Genomic DNA, 14,909 nt, shown 5'->3' with positions numbered 1-14,909 from the left:
ATATGAAAAGTATATTTTTAAAACGGACTTACTTACTGTTCCCAATTGCTTTTATTTTTTTCTGTAGCTTGTATGGATGCAAAAAGGCGTGGCTGGAAGCTAAAGTAGACCAAAGCCAGGCTGTGCCTTCAACTGTAAAAGACTTTCAAGCAATGTTAGATAATGTTAATAATATTAACATTACTGGAGGTTCCTTTCAAGAGATTGCTGCAGATGGACATTATTATACAGATGCAGTATGGAATACTTATAAGGGAAGGGAAAATGAAAATATCTATACCTGGTCAAATAACAACCCTTATTTGGGTAACTTATCAAATTCTTATTGGTCTTCGGACTATAAAAAAATCGCTATTACAAACGTAGTTCTCGATGAATTGGCAAAAGTTAATAATGAGAGTCCGCAGGAATTAGCGAATATTAAAGGGCAGGCCTTATTCATTCGCTCTATGTTTTTTTTCTTTTTTGCGCAAGTATACGCTCCTGCATATGAAAAGGAAAAAGCAGCAGAATTGCTGGGGATTCCACTTAGGTTGTCCTCCGATATTAGTATTCCTTCTACAAGATCTTCTCTTAAGGCGACTTATGACCGGATCATTTTAGATTTATTGATGGCAAAAGATCTTTTACCTGATAATGCTCTCTTTTTATCAAGAGCATCAAAAAATGCAGTAAAAGGACTCTTGGCCCGGACTTATCTGATCATGGGAGATTATACTAATGCGTTAAAATATAGCAATGAATACTTACAGGTTAAAAATAGATTGTTAGATTTCAACATCATTTCTGCTAGCGCAAATTTTATCGGGAATAATACGGAAATTGAGTTCGTAAATCTTTTACCGCAGTTCCTGGCCGACATAAGAGGTAATTATTTGATTGAGCAAAATCTGCTTGATTTGTACAATGAGAATGATCTTAGAAAAACAAGATATTTCCGTACAAGTAGTGCAGGAATACAATTTAAGGGTACTTATGGAAGTACTGCATCTGATCTCTTTTGTGGCATTGCAACTGATGAGATTTATTTAATTAGAGCAGAATGTTATGCAAGAACAGGGAATCTGACTTTGGCTATGAAAGATCTTAATGATCTAATACGTACAAGGTGGGCCAAAAACCCTGATGGCAGTACAAAGTATGTTGACAGAAATGCTACAAGTGAAACCGATGCGCTTCGAATTATTCTGGAAGAAAGGAAGAAGGAGTTTATTCTAAGGAATTTGCGTTGGAGCGATTTAAAGAGGTTAAATCTAGATGACAGGTTTAAAGTAACACTTAGCCGTACGATAGGCGGAACGACATATACCTTGGAGCCTGGTAGTTATAGATATGCCTTTCCAATTCCACAGGATATTATCGCAATGACAGGGATGCAACAAAATCCTGGCTGGCCATAAGTTTACATACAACCACCATAAGGATAATTCAGAGATCTCTTGTTTAGATATTTTTCAAGAGATCTTAGTTCCTTTTCATCCCTTGGAATGACGAAAGAGGTACTCATACATAGTTATGAGAATATCAAGCCATTGGCATGCCAAAAATTTCGAATCAACAGACATTTGAGCACAAATAAACAATGAAAACATTAACACTGATAATGACATTTTTACTCTCTGCGTTGATGGGTACAAACGCCCAAAATTCGCCTGTAAAAAGCGAGGCAGATTTGTATTGGGATACAATGCCAAAGAAAACATTCATAGCGGGTTCTATCTCGCTAGCGGCAGGTCCGGAAGAAATCCAGATTCCAGATTCAATACAAGTAGATTTACAGATAAATGGCGATAAACAGGGATTATTAGCTAAAAGACGGGAATCTTTAATTTGTAAAAATATTTATGATGAGATCTTTAGAAGGATGCTCAGAGATTGGGGAATTGAATTTTGGAGACGTTTTCCGGATGATCCAAGAAGGTTTCAATGGTTAGTAAATACTTGCCTAATGGAACCGGCCTATTTTGTAAATCTCCGTAATGGCGCACTGGCGACAATAGAGGAAAGATATCTCATAGCCTTGGATACGATCGCGAAAAAACAATGGAAGGAACTATCACAAAAATATTTTCAGGAAGTATCACTTTCAACAGAACTCCAGGAACCTGCTAAAAAGAATACACTAAGATTCCAATTCAATCAAATCCGCAATCAACGCTGGAGAGATTCTGAAAATGAGAAATTTAATATTGACGAATTTTTTGAAAGAATCATTGCCTTTGTTACGAGATATGGTGACAGTGGAACTAGTCAGAGTTTTAAAGAAATACTCAGATTTAAAGCAGATTTAGGTTTAAATAGCAAAGATATTAAACATTTGATTGATTTATTAAAAGCTACAAGCTTTGAAAGCTTTCAAAAGGAAGCCGACTATCTTGAAAAAATTGTTCGACTGGAAGAAGAACCTTTAAGCCTTAATGCAAAATCAATAAAAGGCGATGAAGTTGATTTAAACCAATTTAGAGATAATTTAGTTCTTATTGATTTTTGGAATATATACTGCGCTGCCTGCATATTAAAAATGCCAGAAATTAAGACAGTATATGAAAAATATAAAGATCAAGGATTCAGGGTTATATCTGCTTGCCTTTATGATAATGGAAAGTTTCAGAAGAACGAATTAGGTAAAATAAAGGCGATATATGGTAAAATTGGTGCTGACTGGCCGCTAGTTTTATTGGGCGGAGACAAGGGCCAACAAGGCAGACAGATTTTTGATACCTATGATTTTTTTGGCGTACCGCAATTGCTTTTGCTTGATGAGAAGGGAAAACTTTTGCATTACAATGGTGATTTGGAGAACAAAGGTGGCCTTGAAAAATTAGTAAAAGAACATCTGGCAAAAAGGAATAACATTCAAAAAAGTAAATAATGGAGAAATTTATGAAAATAGCACTGATTATGCTTTGCATAATTACAGGAGCTTATGCGCAAAATAAAAGAGGGTTTGTACTAAATGGAAATATTGAGGGCTTAAAAGATGGGTCTACAATTTACTTGCTCTCATCATCTAGAGACACTATTAAAGCAGTTAGTAAAGGAACTTCATTTATGTGTAAAGGTTATGTTGATAGTGGTACAAATTTCTATTTTCTGAAACTGGATACAGCTGTAAATAAAGTAAGTAAAATAGGAAGGAATGCTGCCAGCAATGTATTCTGGTTAATAAATTCTACGCTACAGATACAAGGTAGTGTACAGAATTGGCAGAATCTTATTCTAACAGGATCGGAGCCACATGAGGAATATGTTAAGCTAAGAGCTCTGCAAGATTCCGTAAATAAACAAAAAGGAGATGTAATAGGTGTATTAAAGCGATTTGTTAATGAGCATCCCAACTCCTTGTATGTTTCAGATTTGATTTTGAGGATTTCAGCTAACTATAGTAATGATGAGTTGCGATTAGTATACAATGCTTTAACAGATAGAGCAAAAAAAAGTTATTGGGGGTTGAAATTAGGTGAACGTGTTAATGGAATTAAAAAAGGTTTAAAGACTGCTCCAGGTATAATTGCTGATTTTTCCATAACTACAGTTAATGGCGATAAAAAATCAATTCACGATCTGGCGTCTAAATCAAAATATACTTTAATCGACTTTTGGGCGAGCTGGTGTGGCCCGTGTAGAGCCGCTATCCCAAAACTTAATAAAGCTTATGAAGCATTTCATGCAAGGGGGTTTAATATCATTGGTGTATCAACTGATAAAGATGCTAAAAAATGGAAAAACGCTCTTAAAGAAGATAAAACTCCCTGGGATCATGGTCTAGATAACATCGATAATGCCAGCGAAAGCATTTTTGAAATAGCAGGAATACCAGGTTATATACTGATAGATCAAAAAGGTAAAATTCTCAAAACGGATATTTTCACTAGGGAAACGGGTGCACATCAATTCGTAAGATCAGGAGATAAGCGTCTTCGTACGGATTTGTATGAAATCATTGAGGAGCTTTTAAAGAAAGAAAAGTAGTAACATTTACACATGAAAATCGTAACAAAGCAAATATTGATTGAGGCCATAACAATACTCTTTGTGATACTTTGGTTTTATACGGGACTAAACAAGATGTTTGATTACAGTACCTTCAAATCTCAATTAGACAAGTCTCCTTTCGTAGAACACCTTTCTAGCTTAATCAGTTCGATATTACCCGCAGGGGAAATGCTTATTGGAGCGATGTTGGTATACAAAAGAACCAAGTTGATTGGCTTATGCCTCTCTTTTGGCCTGATGGCACTGTTCACAGGTTATGTATGGATGATGTTAAACTATGCCTACGATTTACCCTGCAGCTGTGGGGGTATTGTGAGCCAGTTTTCATGGTCAGAACATTTATGGTTTAATGCAGGGTTTACACTCCTGGCTGCAATTGCTATTCTTTTAATAACAAATACATTATCCATCCCTAGAAGAAAGGAGGTTTTGATCTGAAAGCGTGCTTATTTAACAGAATTAACTATTTAAAAAACTAAAATTATGAAGAAAATCAAAAACTCAATTACGCTAATAGTTGCACTGGCGACTATAGGGGTAACCTTAATGTCAAACAAAGCTATTACAGGAAAAAAGAATAACCTGGAATCCTTGAGATGTTTTAAAGGTCCCGTTACATTTAAACTTTTTTGCTCAAGCTCTCCTGAAACTATCAGTTCCACTACTAGCTGTGACTATGCAGAAGCGTTTGAATTTTACAAAGCCCATGTATGGGATATGAATCCTGATGACTATATAACTGACGATCTCATAGTCGCTGAATGTAGCGGTGGAGATGTTTTTTGCTGTGCTCAGATATTTCCAGACGAGTACTGGACAGGCGGAAACTTTGAAGGCCCTTGTCCCGGACAACCTTATTATAATTTGGAAGGAACTTACGCACAATATGAGGTATGGCAAGTGCATTGTAAATATAATTAGATAGATGAAAAATAAAGTTATCTTCCGGTTGCTGTTGATTAGTCTTTTGGTCTTTTTTATCCTAATGGGTCTATATGTTAGTACCGATATGCCCAATAAGCATAATAATGGCTTTACACGCCATATCATTGCTTCTGAACTTAAGCTGTTAAAAGAAAAAGATTTTGTTGAGCCATTGAGCAAGATTTGGAGTATCTCCGGTAACCAGATTTACCTTACAGGTGAAACGCCAAAATCCATCCTGATGGTAAGCAAAGACCTGTTAAAGAAAGATACGATAGGCATTAATTTAACAGCACCGGAAGATAAACTTGTTCCTTTTGCAATTACCATTGATACACCAAACCTGTACCTGCATATGAACAATCTGAAAGCAGTTATTCATGGCAGATTCCCAGACCAAGCTTTGAGCCGCACAGAAATTAAAGGCAGCGTGTTTACCAAGTCTGTGCAGGTGTCACCGGCGTCATTAATCATCCGGGTTTTTGATGCTTCGGGCAAAAAGCAGGTTTTCAGAAAGATAAGTACAGTGAGAGGCGAAGTGATAAAGGAAGCGGATATTATAGAGGGACAGCATGATGATTTGGGAATGGCCAGTGATGGGGTATTGCACTATGACAAGAAAGCTGGATTGTTAAGCTATGTAGAATATTTTCGGAACCGTTTTTACCTGATTGATACGAACCTGAGTGTGAAGCTTGCCGGAAAGACCATTGATACAATTTCTTTTATAAACGTCAAGAAGCAAGTACTGGATGAAGGAGAAGGGAAAGGTAAGATTATTCCTGGCAAAGCCAGAGTAAAAGTGAACAAGGAAAGTTTTATCAATGGTCAATACTTGTATGTGGTGTCAGCGCTTCGCGCCGATAACGAAAGCAGAAGTGATTTTAACAGGCATAGCGTAATAGACAGGTACAGGTTAAGTGATGGTAAATATAAGGATAGCTTTTACCTGGATAAGTACAAGGAGAAACCTTACAAATCTGTACTGGCCAGTAACGATACGCTTTATGTGTTGTATAACGCCAAGATGGTGTTGTACAAGTTGCAGAAGTAAAAAACAAAAATTATGAATACAACTTTAAAATTAACGACTAACCCACTATTCCGATCTATCATCGGTGATCGCAAATTAAAGGCATTCCGTAACCCTGTTGACGGTAGATTGGGAATGCTGGGTCTAAGCAAGCTAGTGGTTAAAACAACCGGGCATATGCCTAGACGAGATGAAGCGTATCTGTTTTACCTGGGCACTAAGAATGTAGTTAAAGTATTGAGTACCGATCAAATAGGCCAGAGTATTATGGAGTTTTACGGAACACAGGCCAAAGCGATGAAAGCCGAACTGGCGGAAATGGGGGTGGTGCGATCAGTTAAAACAGCAATCATATGAATTGTGTAAACTGCTGAACTTAAATAAACAGAGGCACTTAAAAACAAAATATGAACAAAAACAGAGTAACAACAGAAGAATTGGCCGAACTGAATGTGGAGAAGGAAAGGGTGTGGTAATTTTTTTGGCTGGCGCAGACCAGGATTTTGATAAATGATGTAAATAAATAAGATGAATCTTAAAATATACTTAAAAGACCTGGGTTACTTTAACAGGTACATAACAGCATTGGAACTGGGTAAGCCCTACGACATCAAGCGGGAGGAAAAATATATCCTGGAGCAGAAAGACATGATAAAGGGTATCCTGGAAGTGCACCTGCTGGCCGATGATACTACTGTTCATTCTTACCTGCTGTTCCTGAAAGCTGAATGCGGCAACATGCTGCAGCGCCTGTACATGCTGGAACTGGGCCTGATAGAGAAGGAAGAGGAGAAATTGAAACAGGGAATGAAGGGTTTCATGCTGGATGTGGGTATTGCCTCATTGCAGGGCCACCTGGAAGACCTGTTCGTGTTTTACACGGAATTGTCTAAAGACCGAATGAGGGAGATGCTGGACATATAAAAAAATGAAAGCATCTATTTTACAGCTGATAACCTGAAAGACCGCTCACCGGCGGTCTTTTTTTATGGACTAAAACCGTTTTAGCAAAATATTGAAGCCCGGGATGGCTTGGTAAAATCCCAGTATATAATCTTTAATAAATACTATTGATGAAGAAAAAACACTTTAAATTGACGGATCAAAGAAAACATGAACTGAAAGTAGCGACTGTAACTTACCTCAGAGGTTTGCACAGTCAAATTGACGAACTGGAGGATGCGCTGATGGCCCCGGGGGCCTTGACTCCAAGATCCAGGATGTCGGGCAGTATTCTGCTGGAACCGGATTGTCTGGTCAGCGAGGCCCATTACCTGCATACTGGCTTAGCGATACTGTACACCATAGACGCTAAAAGTGGCCTGATGAAGATCTTTTACATCTGGGAAGACAGAAGCATTATTGTGCTTTATGAGGAGTTTAAGGATAGACTGCCAAATGATGATTATTACATCATGCTGATCGGGGATTCGGAACTGGTGAGCATCACCAATTTCTGTATGGACGGAATCTATGAAAAGCATACTATTGCTTATCTGCTAACGCAGAAAATAATAAATGAGCAAATCAGCAGAAGGATGATGCAGACAGATATTTTACTGATGGAGAGTAAGACTGCAAGGCTGAAGGCCTTTGAACAGAAGTTCCCAAACTTGAAGGGCAGGCTGACCTGGGAGCAAAAATGTGCTTTTTTGGGGGTCAAGAAGTCGACTCTTGGAAATAGCTAAGCGGGTGCCTTTTATTGGACTTCCGGCATCCCGAAATTAGTATTTAATGGATAAAGCAGAGCTGGGAAATTGGAGGTCACAATTTGTGACCTCCAATTTTGACAGGCGGGGTCTGCGCCATGCGCCTTTAGCGAAAGGGCTATTTTTTGTATCATAGAATTTGTGAAATGAGTCAGTAAGAATGTAAAAGAGATTTTATAGCCATTTCCAATGTAAATAGCAAATTTATTTTCATCAATTTTTAGCAATCTCATTTCACCACTTTTTAGCAAAAAAATAGTTGTCAATGCCCTCAGGTTGAATAGGTTTTAACCTGGATACGTTCTTTAACATTTTGTAAGTAGTCAATTTGTCTCCCTCCCGGTTGCTGATGCCTGTCTTTGGTCAGGGAATATACTTTGCCTGTGGTCCATGCGGTAGCTGGAACCATGAAGCAGGAAAGTCTGACTTTTGAACAGTAGCCTGTCCATAAGGGCACCGGTCAGGGCCGGGTCTTCCAGTACTTCTGCCCACTGCGTTGGGGATTTATTGGAGGTAATAATAAACGATGTGTGTTCATGTAGTTTGTTGATCATGTTGAAGAAAGCAATTGCTGCCTGTTTGTTGATCGGGAACATCATTACATCGTCAATGGCAATCAAATCGGCCTTGAGCAAACGGTTGTAGGTACTTTCAGCATTTTTGCTGACATCCATAACCGTTAGCACTGTACTGAGTTCGGCCATAGTGATGAAGTAGGCTGTATAGCCATTTCTGATGGCGTCGTTGACCAGTCCGGCCGCGATGAAGGTCTTCCCTGTCCCCGAAGGGCCCATCAGCATCACATTGAAGTTCTGCTCGATCCATAAGAGTTCCCTGAGACCTTCAAGCTCCATTTTCAGGATACCATTGGTCACACTGTAATCGTACTGTGACAGGTCGCATGTTTTGGGCAGTTTGGCCAGTTTGAGCCTCTTGTCCATGTCTGTCTTCTTGCGGTAATTGACCTCTGTGCGCAGCAATTGCAGGACGAACTCCCCGTAACCGGGTTTATCTGCCTGGGCCGTACAGAGGATGTCCTCCGGTGCTTTCTTAAGCTGTGTCAGCTTTAATAGATCTGCGTAGTCTTTGATCTGTTGGATGTTTTTCATGAAAGTTAGTTGAATAATGAGTCATAAAAATTGATGTTGCTAATCTCTGGGGTCATGTCCTGATCCATATATGCAGCAGAGCGTATGGCAATGCCGGCAGGATCATAACTGTAAAACATAGGATCCTGCTTCCTGTGGATCTCAAGGATGCTGGCGAACTCGTTTCCATTGCGGATGTTCTTGTCCAGGCACATATCTACCGCCTGGTGAATGAACTGTTGGTGGCAACCTGTAACAGCCCTGAGCATGACTTTCAGGTTGTCCTGGTAGTACCGGGGCTTGTCCTGTTTGATCATCAACAGGTAGTCTTCAGCTCTGGGGTGTTTGAGCACCTCCAGAAGCTGTCTCTCTGTCTCCAGGAGCCGGGCAGAGACTTTGCGTTTGTGTCCCTCGTATTGTACAAGCGTTCCCCTTTCAGTGGAGATCACATGCTGGACCAGCCGTTCCTTAGCCGTGTTGTACAGGCAAAGGCTGTTGCCTTTTACTTCCATCAGCACTTTAGTGCCCTGGCCTTGATAGGTTCCCGGGGGAAGGCTGTAAAAGCTGCCTTTATAGACTACACAATTGTCCCTACGTACCGCATATTCCGGCCATGTCTGGCTGGGCTTTGCCGGTGCAGTAGTTAATGGTAACAGGTGTTTACGCTCTATGGCCCATTCCTTAGCAGGGACTTTGGCCGTCCCGCTGTGGACTTTACCGTTGCCTGTACGCTTCAGCCAGGCTTCACATTCCTGCTGGAGCAGACCGATGGACTTGAACTCCCGGCCACGCATGAAGTTGTGCTTCACATATTTGACCACGTTCTCCACTTTCCCTTTGCTCTGGGGATCTGCCTTACGACAAAAGACCTCCTTGAAAGGATTGCTGGCACAAAAGGCCCTGAAGCCCTCTGTAAGCAGCAGGTCGCCCAGGTTCTCAGACTTCATAAATACCCGGTCCTGGTCGTAAAGGATCTGTTTGGGAATGCCCTTGAAGTAATCAAAAGCCAGCTCATGGGCATATATTGCCGTGGCGGTCGTAAAGGGAAAGTCCTGAAAGTAAATATACTTGTGGCGGCTTCGGCTCAGTACAATGGCAAAGAAGTACACCTTTACCCTTGTCCCTGCAGCCGTCTGTACAAAGCCCTGGCCGAAGTCCGCCTGTGCCTGTTCGCCATAAGGAGTCTCTGGCAGCTTCTGGCAGTCCCGCGGGGCTTTCTCGGTATCCTTAGGCAGCTTGTACTGCTCACGGATACACTTCACGAAGTTATAGATCGTCTTGCTGTGTAAAACCGGCAAGTCCGGAAAATGCTCTTTGAGCCGGTCTTCGATCTGAGCTGAAGAAAGATAAGGCTGATCCTCCAGTCGTTTACGGATGAAGGTATGGTACTCTGACAATTTCTTTGGCAAACGGCGCGGGCGCTTAATCCATTCATGGAAGCACTGCTCGTCCATATGCAGGTACCGGCGAATAGTACCCCGGTCAAGGCCTGTCTCTTTTCTGATCTGACTTATATTCAGACCTGTATCAAATAATTCTTTAACTTTATACCACATATAAACCTTGTTTTTATGTATGGCCACAGGATTTTTGATTCGCACCAATTAAACTGTGGCTTTTTTTTCAATTCGTCACCATCAAACTGATGTTTTTTAATTGCTAAAAACTGGTGAGACAAAGTTGCTGCTTACACCAATTCGTCACGCACTGCATGGCGAATTGACATGGACGCATTACAGGTTATTGTTGAAAGTTGAAAATGATGCATTTCGAAATTAGTGTTTAATGGATAAAGCAGAGCTGGAAAATTGGAGGTCGCAATTTGCGGCCTCCAATTTTGACAGGCGGGTGCCTTTTATTGGACTTCCGGCATCCCGAAATTAGTATTTAAACATTCCGGTACCGGGCAATAGCTCTCTGCAAAGAGGGCTATTTTTGTATTATCAAAACGATAAATATGATACAGAAGAAATTACAGATAAGTGTTTTTGTCAGGGCTAAGGGTACTGCGAATGTTGTTTTTAAGAGTGATGGTATGGAGTTCAGGATTGAGCGGATGCTGGAAGGGATGAGGTTGGTTGCCTGTCTGGAGCAGCTGAGGCTGGCGATCAATGCGGATGGTGGTAAGGAGAGCTGGTTTGAGCTGGAGGACTTGCAGGGTGATGTATGGCTGCTGGAGATATGGTGTCTGAACGGGGTTGTGGCGATTAATGTATGGGCAAAGTATGAGGGGGATGGGACGTTTACGGCGTTTAGCTGGGACGGAGGCATGGCGGAGTTTGACCGGGCTATCAGAAGGTTGGTGTCTTTTGAATGCTGTGGTCAAACAAGAGGGAAGGGTGAGTAAATGGAAAGGGGGTGAATATGAGGTAAAGAGTGTTGAGTGTCATGGAATGTATAATGGTCTCATGTGAGGACTGTTAAAAAGAACAATAAAATTTTATAAAGAATGGGTAAGTATTTAAAAGGGATCCTGGGTTCGTTTTCGGGATTGGTTGGTAGTGTTGTTGGTGCGACATGGAATGGGATTGATGTGATGCGGAGCAGGCCGAAGAAGTCAAGTAAGCCGCCGACGCTGGCGCAGATGAAGCAAAGGGATACTTTTGCTTTGATGAGGGAGTTTTCGCGTGAGGTTTCTGATATCATCAGGATTGGTTTTCAGGCTTATCGTGTTGGGCAGACGCCGGACAGTGCGGCTTTTGGATTGAACATCGCGAATGCGGTGACGGGGGTTTATCCTTCGATTTCGATTGATTATCCGGAGTTTGTATTGAGCAAGGGTAATTTGCTGGATGCGCCGGAGATCGTTGTGGCGACGACTGTGGATGCGCAGCTGGATTTTAGCTGGCTGAATAATGCGGATGTTGCTGATCCGCTGAATACGAACAGTACAGATAAGGTTGCTTTTGTGGTGTACAATCCGGCTAAGCAGAGTTTTGCAAAGAAGGTGGGTGCGGCATTGAGGTCGGCACAGAGTTATGACATGGTGGTTCCGGCGACGTGGTCGGGTGATAATGTTCATATCTGGGCGTTTTTTGTGAGTGCGAGCGGGAAGGTTGTTTCTGACTCGGTTTATCTGGACGCGACGGTAGTGCAGTAGGTAAGTTGCAGTGTTGAGCGGTTCGTTTTAAATGTTTCGTCATTGCGAGAGCCTGTCCCGATTTCACATCGGGATACGAAGCAATCTCATTCAAGGAGGAGGTTGCTTCGTCGCCGAAAAGGCTCCTCGCAATGACGATCGCTTTAATATGACGAGCGGGTTCATAATACGATCGCTTTAGCTTGCGGTCGCTTTAATAGGACGATCGTTTTAATAGGACGAGTGGGAAAGTATGGTGTATAAAAAGAGACTGTTATGAAAAGTTTAAATATGGGTTTAGGTATACCGGGACGGATGAGAAGAGTTCGTGCGGGAGTAAAAAAGGAGCATACGCTGCTGGGTGGGTTGTTGCTGTTGTGGGGTGTGAGCCCGGAGCTGATGAGGCTACTGGATGAGACCTCAGGTTTTATTGACCAGAGTATTTGGTTGCTGGTGCTGCTGGCGCTGATCAGTTTTTTACTGGCGGTTGGTTTGTGCTGGTGGTTGCTGGGCAGGTTTTGGGTAAGTATGGGTTTGCCGGCTTTCGGTGATATGGTTTTACATTTTAACAGGTTGGTTTTATGGCAAAAACTGGGTTTTTATTTTGCATCGTTTGCGCTGTTGTTGCTTTCGGCAGTGGGTTGCCTGGCGGCGGTGTTGTAGGGGATGGGGTAGGAAGCCGGGAGATTGCCGCGTCGCGAAGGGCTTCTCGCAATGACGAGGATAAAAAGATTAGCGATGGGGCAGGAGCTGTCATCCGCGCAGCGCAGGGGGAGATTGGGGTTCGTGAAGTGGGGCAGAACGGCGGGAAGCGGGTGCTGGAATATCTGGCTTATACTGGGATTAAGGTCCCGGCACCGTGGTGCGCGAGTTTTGTGTCCTGGTGTTTTGGGCAGGCGGGGTACAGGGAGCCGCGGACGGCATGGTCTCCGGCTTTGTTTCCGGAGGCGAGAGTGGTACGGGTTCCCGACGCAAGGTCGGGACAGGTTCTTTTGTTTAGGCATGGTTCAAGAGATCTCTCGTCGCTGCACTTCCCTCGAGATGACGTGAGGAAGGCCCGCAATGACGTGAGGAAGGCCCGCAATGAGGGTATGGGAAGTTGCAATGAGGGGAAGGGATTGGTGTTTGGGATTTATTTCCCGGAGTTGAAAAGGATAGGTCATTGTGGGTTTGTTGAGATGGTTAGAGGCGAATGGGTTCAGACGATTGAGGGCAATACATCGTCGGATGGTGGCAGGGAAGGTGTTGGTGTGTTCAGGAGGTTAAGGCATAAGCGGACGATTAGCAGGTACTCGGATTGGTTGAGGTACTAAAGGGACGGTCATCCGCAGGCGGCTGTGAGAGCTGCTGCAAAAGTTCATTGACATATTAAATTTTAAATAAAATGGCAAGATATAAGAATGGAATAAACGGGCCTTTTAGTGGAAAGGTAGGGACGGTGGTTGGTGCGAGCTGGCGGGGTATTGATTATGTAAGGAGTGCCGGGGATACTTCTAAAGTAAACTGGTCGGATGCACAGGTGAATCAACGGTTGCGGTTTGCTTTGGTGATGAACTGGCTGAGTCCCCTGCTGGGGCTGATCAATATTGGGTATCAGCTGGTCAAGACAAAAAAGACGCCTTTAAATGCGGCAGTTTCGTATCATTTGAAGGAGGCGGTAGTGGGTGCGGCTCCTGATTTTGCGATTGATTTCGTGAAGGCGATATTCAGTATAGGTGAGTTGCTGGGTTCTTTTGTCAGGGAGATGGTTTGCCTCTCCGACCAGCTGCTTTACATGAGCTGGCAAAATGTTGCGGAGTCGATTTATAGCGCTGCGACAGACCGGGCAACGGTTATTGTTTACAATCCTTCAAAGCGGGCATTTGTTACTTTTAAGGGTGAGGCCGGTCGCGGGGATATGGAGACGCTTTTGCAATTGCCGGCTACGTTTGCGGGAGATGAGGTGCATGCGTATATGTATTTTGTGTGTGCTGCAGGTGACCGGGTAAGTACGAGTGTGTATCTGGGAATGTTTGAGGTGCAGTAGTTTTTATAAATGATACAACGTGTTTTTTATTTTAAGTTCCTATCTTGGTATTGGCATCTGTAACCAGGGTGCCGATAAACCTAAATGTTATTTTAAACAACAAATGAAAACACAAGACCGAAGAAATTTTATTAAAGATATGGGAATGCTGGCTGCTGCGGCTGGTTTGGGATCAGTAATTCCGTTTGATGCGATCGCAATGGGGAAGAAAGAATTTTTCAGGATCTCCCTGGCAGAATGGTCGTTTCATAAGGCGCTTTTTGGTGGAAAGATGACCAATCTGGAATTTCCGCTGAAGGCTAAGAATGATTTTGGAATAAATATCGTTGAGTATGTGAGCCCTTTTTTCAATAAGAAGGAGAAGGACGCATCTTATTTAAAAGAACTCCTGACGATTACAAAAAATGAGGGTATCCAAAATCATTTGATCATGATAGATGGTGAAGGGGATCTTGGTGATCTGGATGAGAAAGCCAGAACTAAGGCGGTTGAAAATCATTATAAGTGGGTTGATGCGGCTAAGACGCTGGGCTGTTTGACCATCCGCGTGAATGCTGCAGGGAAGGGTTCTGAAGCTGATGTAAAGACCGCGGTTATAGATGGGCTGGGCAGGCTTACTGAGTATGGAAAGAAGAATAAGATCAATATAATTGTGGAGAACCACGGCGGCTATTCTTCTGATGGTAAGTGGCTGTCGGACGTGATGAAGGGGGTGAATAGTCCTTATTGCGGAACTTTGCCTGATTTTGGGAATTTCCGGATCAGTGCGGAGCGGCAGTATGATATGTACCAGGGGGTTCAGGATCTTGTTCCGTTTGCTAAGGGCATCAGTGCCAAGACGTTTAAGTTTAATGAGAAGGGTGAGGAACCGGATATTGATTATACCAGAATGTTCAAAATCATTCATGACAGTGGCTTTAGGGGTATTGTAGGGATTGAGTGGGAAGGTGACAGCTTGTCTGAAGAAGAGGGGATCAGGAAAACAAAAGTCTTGCTGGAGCGGGTATTGGCGCAATACAAGTAATGCGAAATTGATATTGAAAAGGCCAGTGTT

The 14,909-nt window shown here is 42.5% G+C and carries 17 protein-coding genes; 14 read left to right on the top strand and 3 right to left on the bottom strand.

What is annotated here, in order from left to right:
* Nucleotides 1-2 precede the first annotated feature (2 nt).
* From QEP08_RS12395 to QEP08_RS12355, 9 genes are all read left to right on the top strand, one after another.
* Nucleotides 3-1,400 carry a RagB/SusD family nutrient uptake outer membrane protein gene (locus tag QEP08_RS12395; RefSeq protein WP_285058435.1) on the top strand — a complete coding sequence of 466 codons (1,398 nt, stop codon included), beginning with the start codon at nt 3-5 and terminating at the stop codon, nt 1,398-1,400.
* Between the two features lie 182 nt (nt 1,401-1,582).
* Nucleotides 1,583-2,872, top strand: a complete 1,290-nt coding sequence (locus QEP08_RS12390; protein ID WP_285058434.1) for a TlpA family protein disulfide reductase — start codon at nt 1,583-1,585, stop codon at nt 2,870-2,872.
* A gap of 11 nt (nt 2,873-2,883) precedes the next feature.
* The gene (locus QEP08_RS12385; protein WP_285058433.1) at nt 2,884-3,972 is read left to right on the top strand and encodes a TlpA disulfide reductase family protein; all 1,089 of its coding nucleotides are present in this window, start codon (nt 2,884-2,886) and stop codon (nt 3,970-3,972) included.
* Nucleotides 3,973-3,984: 12 nt separating this feature from the next.
* Nucleotides 3,985-4,434 (top strand): MauE/DoxX family redox-associated membrane protein, encoded by a 450-nt coding sequence (locus tag QEP08_RS12380; RefSeq protein WP_285058431.1) that lies wholly within the window; start codon nt 3,985-3,987, stop codon nt 4,432-4,434.
* A gap of 45 nt (nt 4,435-4,479) precedes the next feature.
* Complete coding sequence (locus QEP08_RS12375; RefSeq protein WP_285058429.1) at nt 4,480-4,917, top strand: hypothetical protein; 438 nt, start codon at nt 4,480-4,482, stop codon at nt 4,915-4,917.
* Between the two features lie 88 nt (nt 4,918-5,005).
* On the top strand, nt 5,006-5,974 hold the full coding sequence (locus QEP08_RS12370; RefSeq protein ID WP_285058427.1) for a hypothetical protein: 969 nt from the start codon (nt 5,006-5,008) through the stop codon (nt 5,972-5,974).
* A gap of 12 nt (nt 5,975-5,986) precedes the next feature.
* Nucleotides 5,987-6,310 carry an IS66 family insertion sequence element accessory protein TnpB gene (gene tnpB, locus QEP08_RS20880; RefSeq protein WP_349019036.1) on the top strand — a complete coding sequence of 108 codons (324 nt, stop codon included), beginning with the start codon at nt 5,987-5,989 and terminating at the stop codon, nt 6,308-6,310.
* 171 nt (nt 6,311-6,481) lie between these two features.
* Nucleotides 6,482-6,877, top strand: a complete 396-nt coding sequence (locus QEP08_RS12360; RefSeq protein WP_285058424.1) for a hypothetical protein — start codon at nt 6,482-6,484, stop codon at nt 6,875-6,877.
* 149 nt (nt 6,878-7,026) lie between these two features.
* Complete coding sequence (locus QEP08_RS12355; RefSeq protein ID WP_285058423.1) at nt 7,027-7,641, top strand: Crp/Fnr family transcriptional regulator; 615 nt, start codon at nt 7,027-7,029, stop codon at nt 7,639-7,641.
* A gap of 11 nt (nt 7,642-7,652) precedes the next feature.
* Here QEP08_RS12355 and QEP08_RS12350 read toward each other — a convergent pair whose 3' ends face one another.
* The 3 genes from QEP08_RS12350 to istA form a co-directional block, all read right to left on the bottom strand.
* On the bottom strand, nt 7,653-7,895 hold the full coding sequence (locus tag QEP08_RS12350; RefSeq protein WP_285058422.1) for a hypothetical protein: 243 nt from the start codon (nt 7,893-7,895) through the stop codon (nt 7,653-7,655).
* 90 nt (nt 7,896-7,985) lie between these two features.
* The gene (gene istB, locus QEP08_RS12345; protein WP_285058420.1) at nt 7,986-8,771 is read right to left on the bottom strand and encodes an IS21-like element helper ATPase IstB; all 786 of its coding nucleotides are present in this window, start codon (nt 8,769-8,771) and stop codon (nt 7,986-7,988) included.
* Between the two features lie 5 nt (nt 8,772-8,776).
* Nucleotides 8,777-10,306, bottom strand: a complete 1,530-nt coding sequence (istA, locus tag QEP08_RS12340; RefSeq protein ID WP_285058419.1) for an IS21 family transposase — start codon at nt 10,304-10,306, stop codon at nt 8,777-8,779.
* A 401-nt stretch (nt 10,307-10,707) separates the two neighbouring features.
* Between istA and QEP08_RS12335 the strand changes: the two genes are divergently transcribed.
* The 5 genes from QEP08_RS12335 (at nt 10,708) to QEP08_RS12315 (ending at nt 14,879) form a co-directional block, all read left to right on the top strand.
* Entirely contained in the window at nt 10,708-11,097 is a 390-nt protein-coding gene (locus tag QEP08_RS12335; protein ID WP_285058417.1) for a hypothetical protein, read from the top strand.
* Nucleotides 11,098-11,199: 102 nt separating this feature from the next.
* Complete coding sequence (locus QEP08_RS12330) at nt 11,200-11,850, top strand: DUF6266 family protein (RefSeq protein WP_285058416.1); 651 nt, start codon at nt 11,200-11,202, stop codon at nt 11,848-11,850.
* A gap of 255 nt (nt 11,851-12,105) precedes the next feature.
* Nucleotides 12,106-12,492: a hypothetical protein gene (locus tag QEP08_RS12325; protein WP_285058415.1), complete on the top strand. Its 387-nt coding sequence runs from the start codon at nt 12,106-12,108 to the stop codon at nt 12,490-12,492.
* 721 nt (nt 12,493-13,213) lie between these two features.
* Nucleotides 13,214-13,855 carry a DUF6266 family protein gene (locus QEP08_RS12320; RefSeq protein WP_285058413.1) on the top strand — a complete coding sequence of 214 codons (642 nt, stop codon included), beginning with the start codon at nt 13,214-13,216 and terminating at the stop codon, nt 13,853-13,855.
* Between the two features lie 103 nt (nt 13,856-13,958).
* On the top strand, nt 13,959-14,879 hold the full coding sequence (locus QEP08_RS12315; RefSeq protein ID WP_285058411.1) for a TIM barrel protein: 921 nt from the start codon (nt 13,959-13,961) through the stop codon (nt 14,877-14,879).
* The last annotated feature ends 30 nt before the right edge of the window (nt 14,880-14,909 follow it).

The sequence above is a fragment of the Pedobacter ginsengisoli genome, assembly GCF_030244015.1.
GTDB lineage: Bacteria > Bacteroidota > Bacteroidia > Sphingobacteriales > Sphingobacteriaceae > Pedobacter > Pedobacter ginsengisoli.
The sequence above is the reverse complement of the archived record's forward strand: the minus strand, read 5'-3'. Positions and strand labels throughout refer to the sequence as shown.

Coding starts and splice junctions, on each gene's coding strand:
- QEP08_RS12395 (WP_285058435.1), top strand. CDS start 3: ATGAAAAGTATATTTTTAAAACGGACTTACTTACTGTTCCCAATTGCT.
- QEP08_RS12390 (WP_285058434.1), top strand. CDS start 1,583: ATGAAAACATTAACACTGATAATGACATTTTTACTCTCTGCGTTGATG.
- QEP08_RS12385 (WP_285058433.1), top strand. CDS start 2,884: ATGAAAATAGCACTGATTATGCTTTGCATAATTACAGGAGCTTATGCG.
- QEP08_RS12380 (WP_285058431.1), top strand. CDS start 3,985: ATGAAAATCGTAACAAAGCAAATATTGATTGAGGCCATAACAATACTC.
- QEP08_RS12375 (WP_285058429.1), top strand. CDS start 4,480: ATGAAGAAAATCAAAAACTCAATTACGCTAATAGTTGCACTGGCGACT.
- QEP08_RS12370 (WP_285058427.1), top strand. CDS start 5,006: ATGCCCAATAAGCATAATAATGGCTTTACACGCCATATCATTGCTTCT.
- tnpB (WP_349019036.1), top strand. CDS start 5,987: ATGAATACAACTTTAAAATTAACGACTAACCCACTATTCCGATCTATC.
- QEP08_RS12360 (WP_285058424.1), top strand. CDS start 6,482: ATGAATCTTAAAATATACTTAAAAGACCTGGGTTACTTTAACAGGTAC.
- QEP08_RS12355 (WP_285058423.1), top strand. CDS start 7,027: ATGAAGAAAAAACACTTTAAATTGACGGATCAAAGAAAACATGAACTG.
- QEP08_RS12350 (WP_285058422.1), bottom strand. CDS start 7,895: ATGAGATTGCTAAAAATTGATGAAAATAAATTTGCTATTTACATTGGA.
- istB (WP_285058420.1), bottom strand. CDS start 8,771: ATGAAAAACATCCAACAGATCAAAGACTACGCAGATCTATTAAAGCTG.
- istA (WP_285058419.1), bottom strand. CDS start 10,306: ATGTGGTATAAAGTTAAAGAATTATTTGATACAGGTCTGAATATAAGT.
- QEP08_RS12335 (WP_285058417.1), top strand. CDS start 10,708: ATGATACAGAAGAAATTACAGATAAGTGTTTTTGTCAGGGCTAAGGGT.
- QEP08_RS12330 (WP_285058416.1), top strand. CDS start 11,200: ATGGGTAAGTATTTAAAAGGGATCCTGGGTTCGTTTTCGGGATTGGTT.
- QEP08_RS12325 (WP_285058415.1), top strand. CDS start 12,106: ATGAAAAGTTTAAATATGGGTTTAGGTATACCGGGACGGATGAGAAGA.
- QEP08_RS12320 (WP_285058413.1), top strand. CDS start 13,214: ATGGCAAGATATAAGAATGGAATAAACGGGCCTTTTAGTGGAAAGGTA.
- QEP08_RS12315 (WP_285058411.1), top strand. CDS start 13,959: ATGAAAACACAAGACCGAAGAAATTTTATTAAAGATATGGGAATGCTG.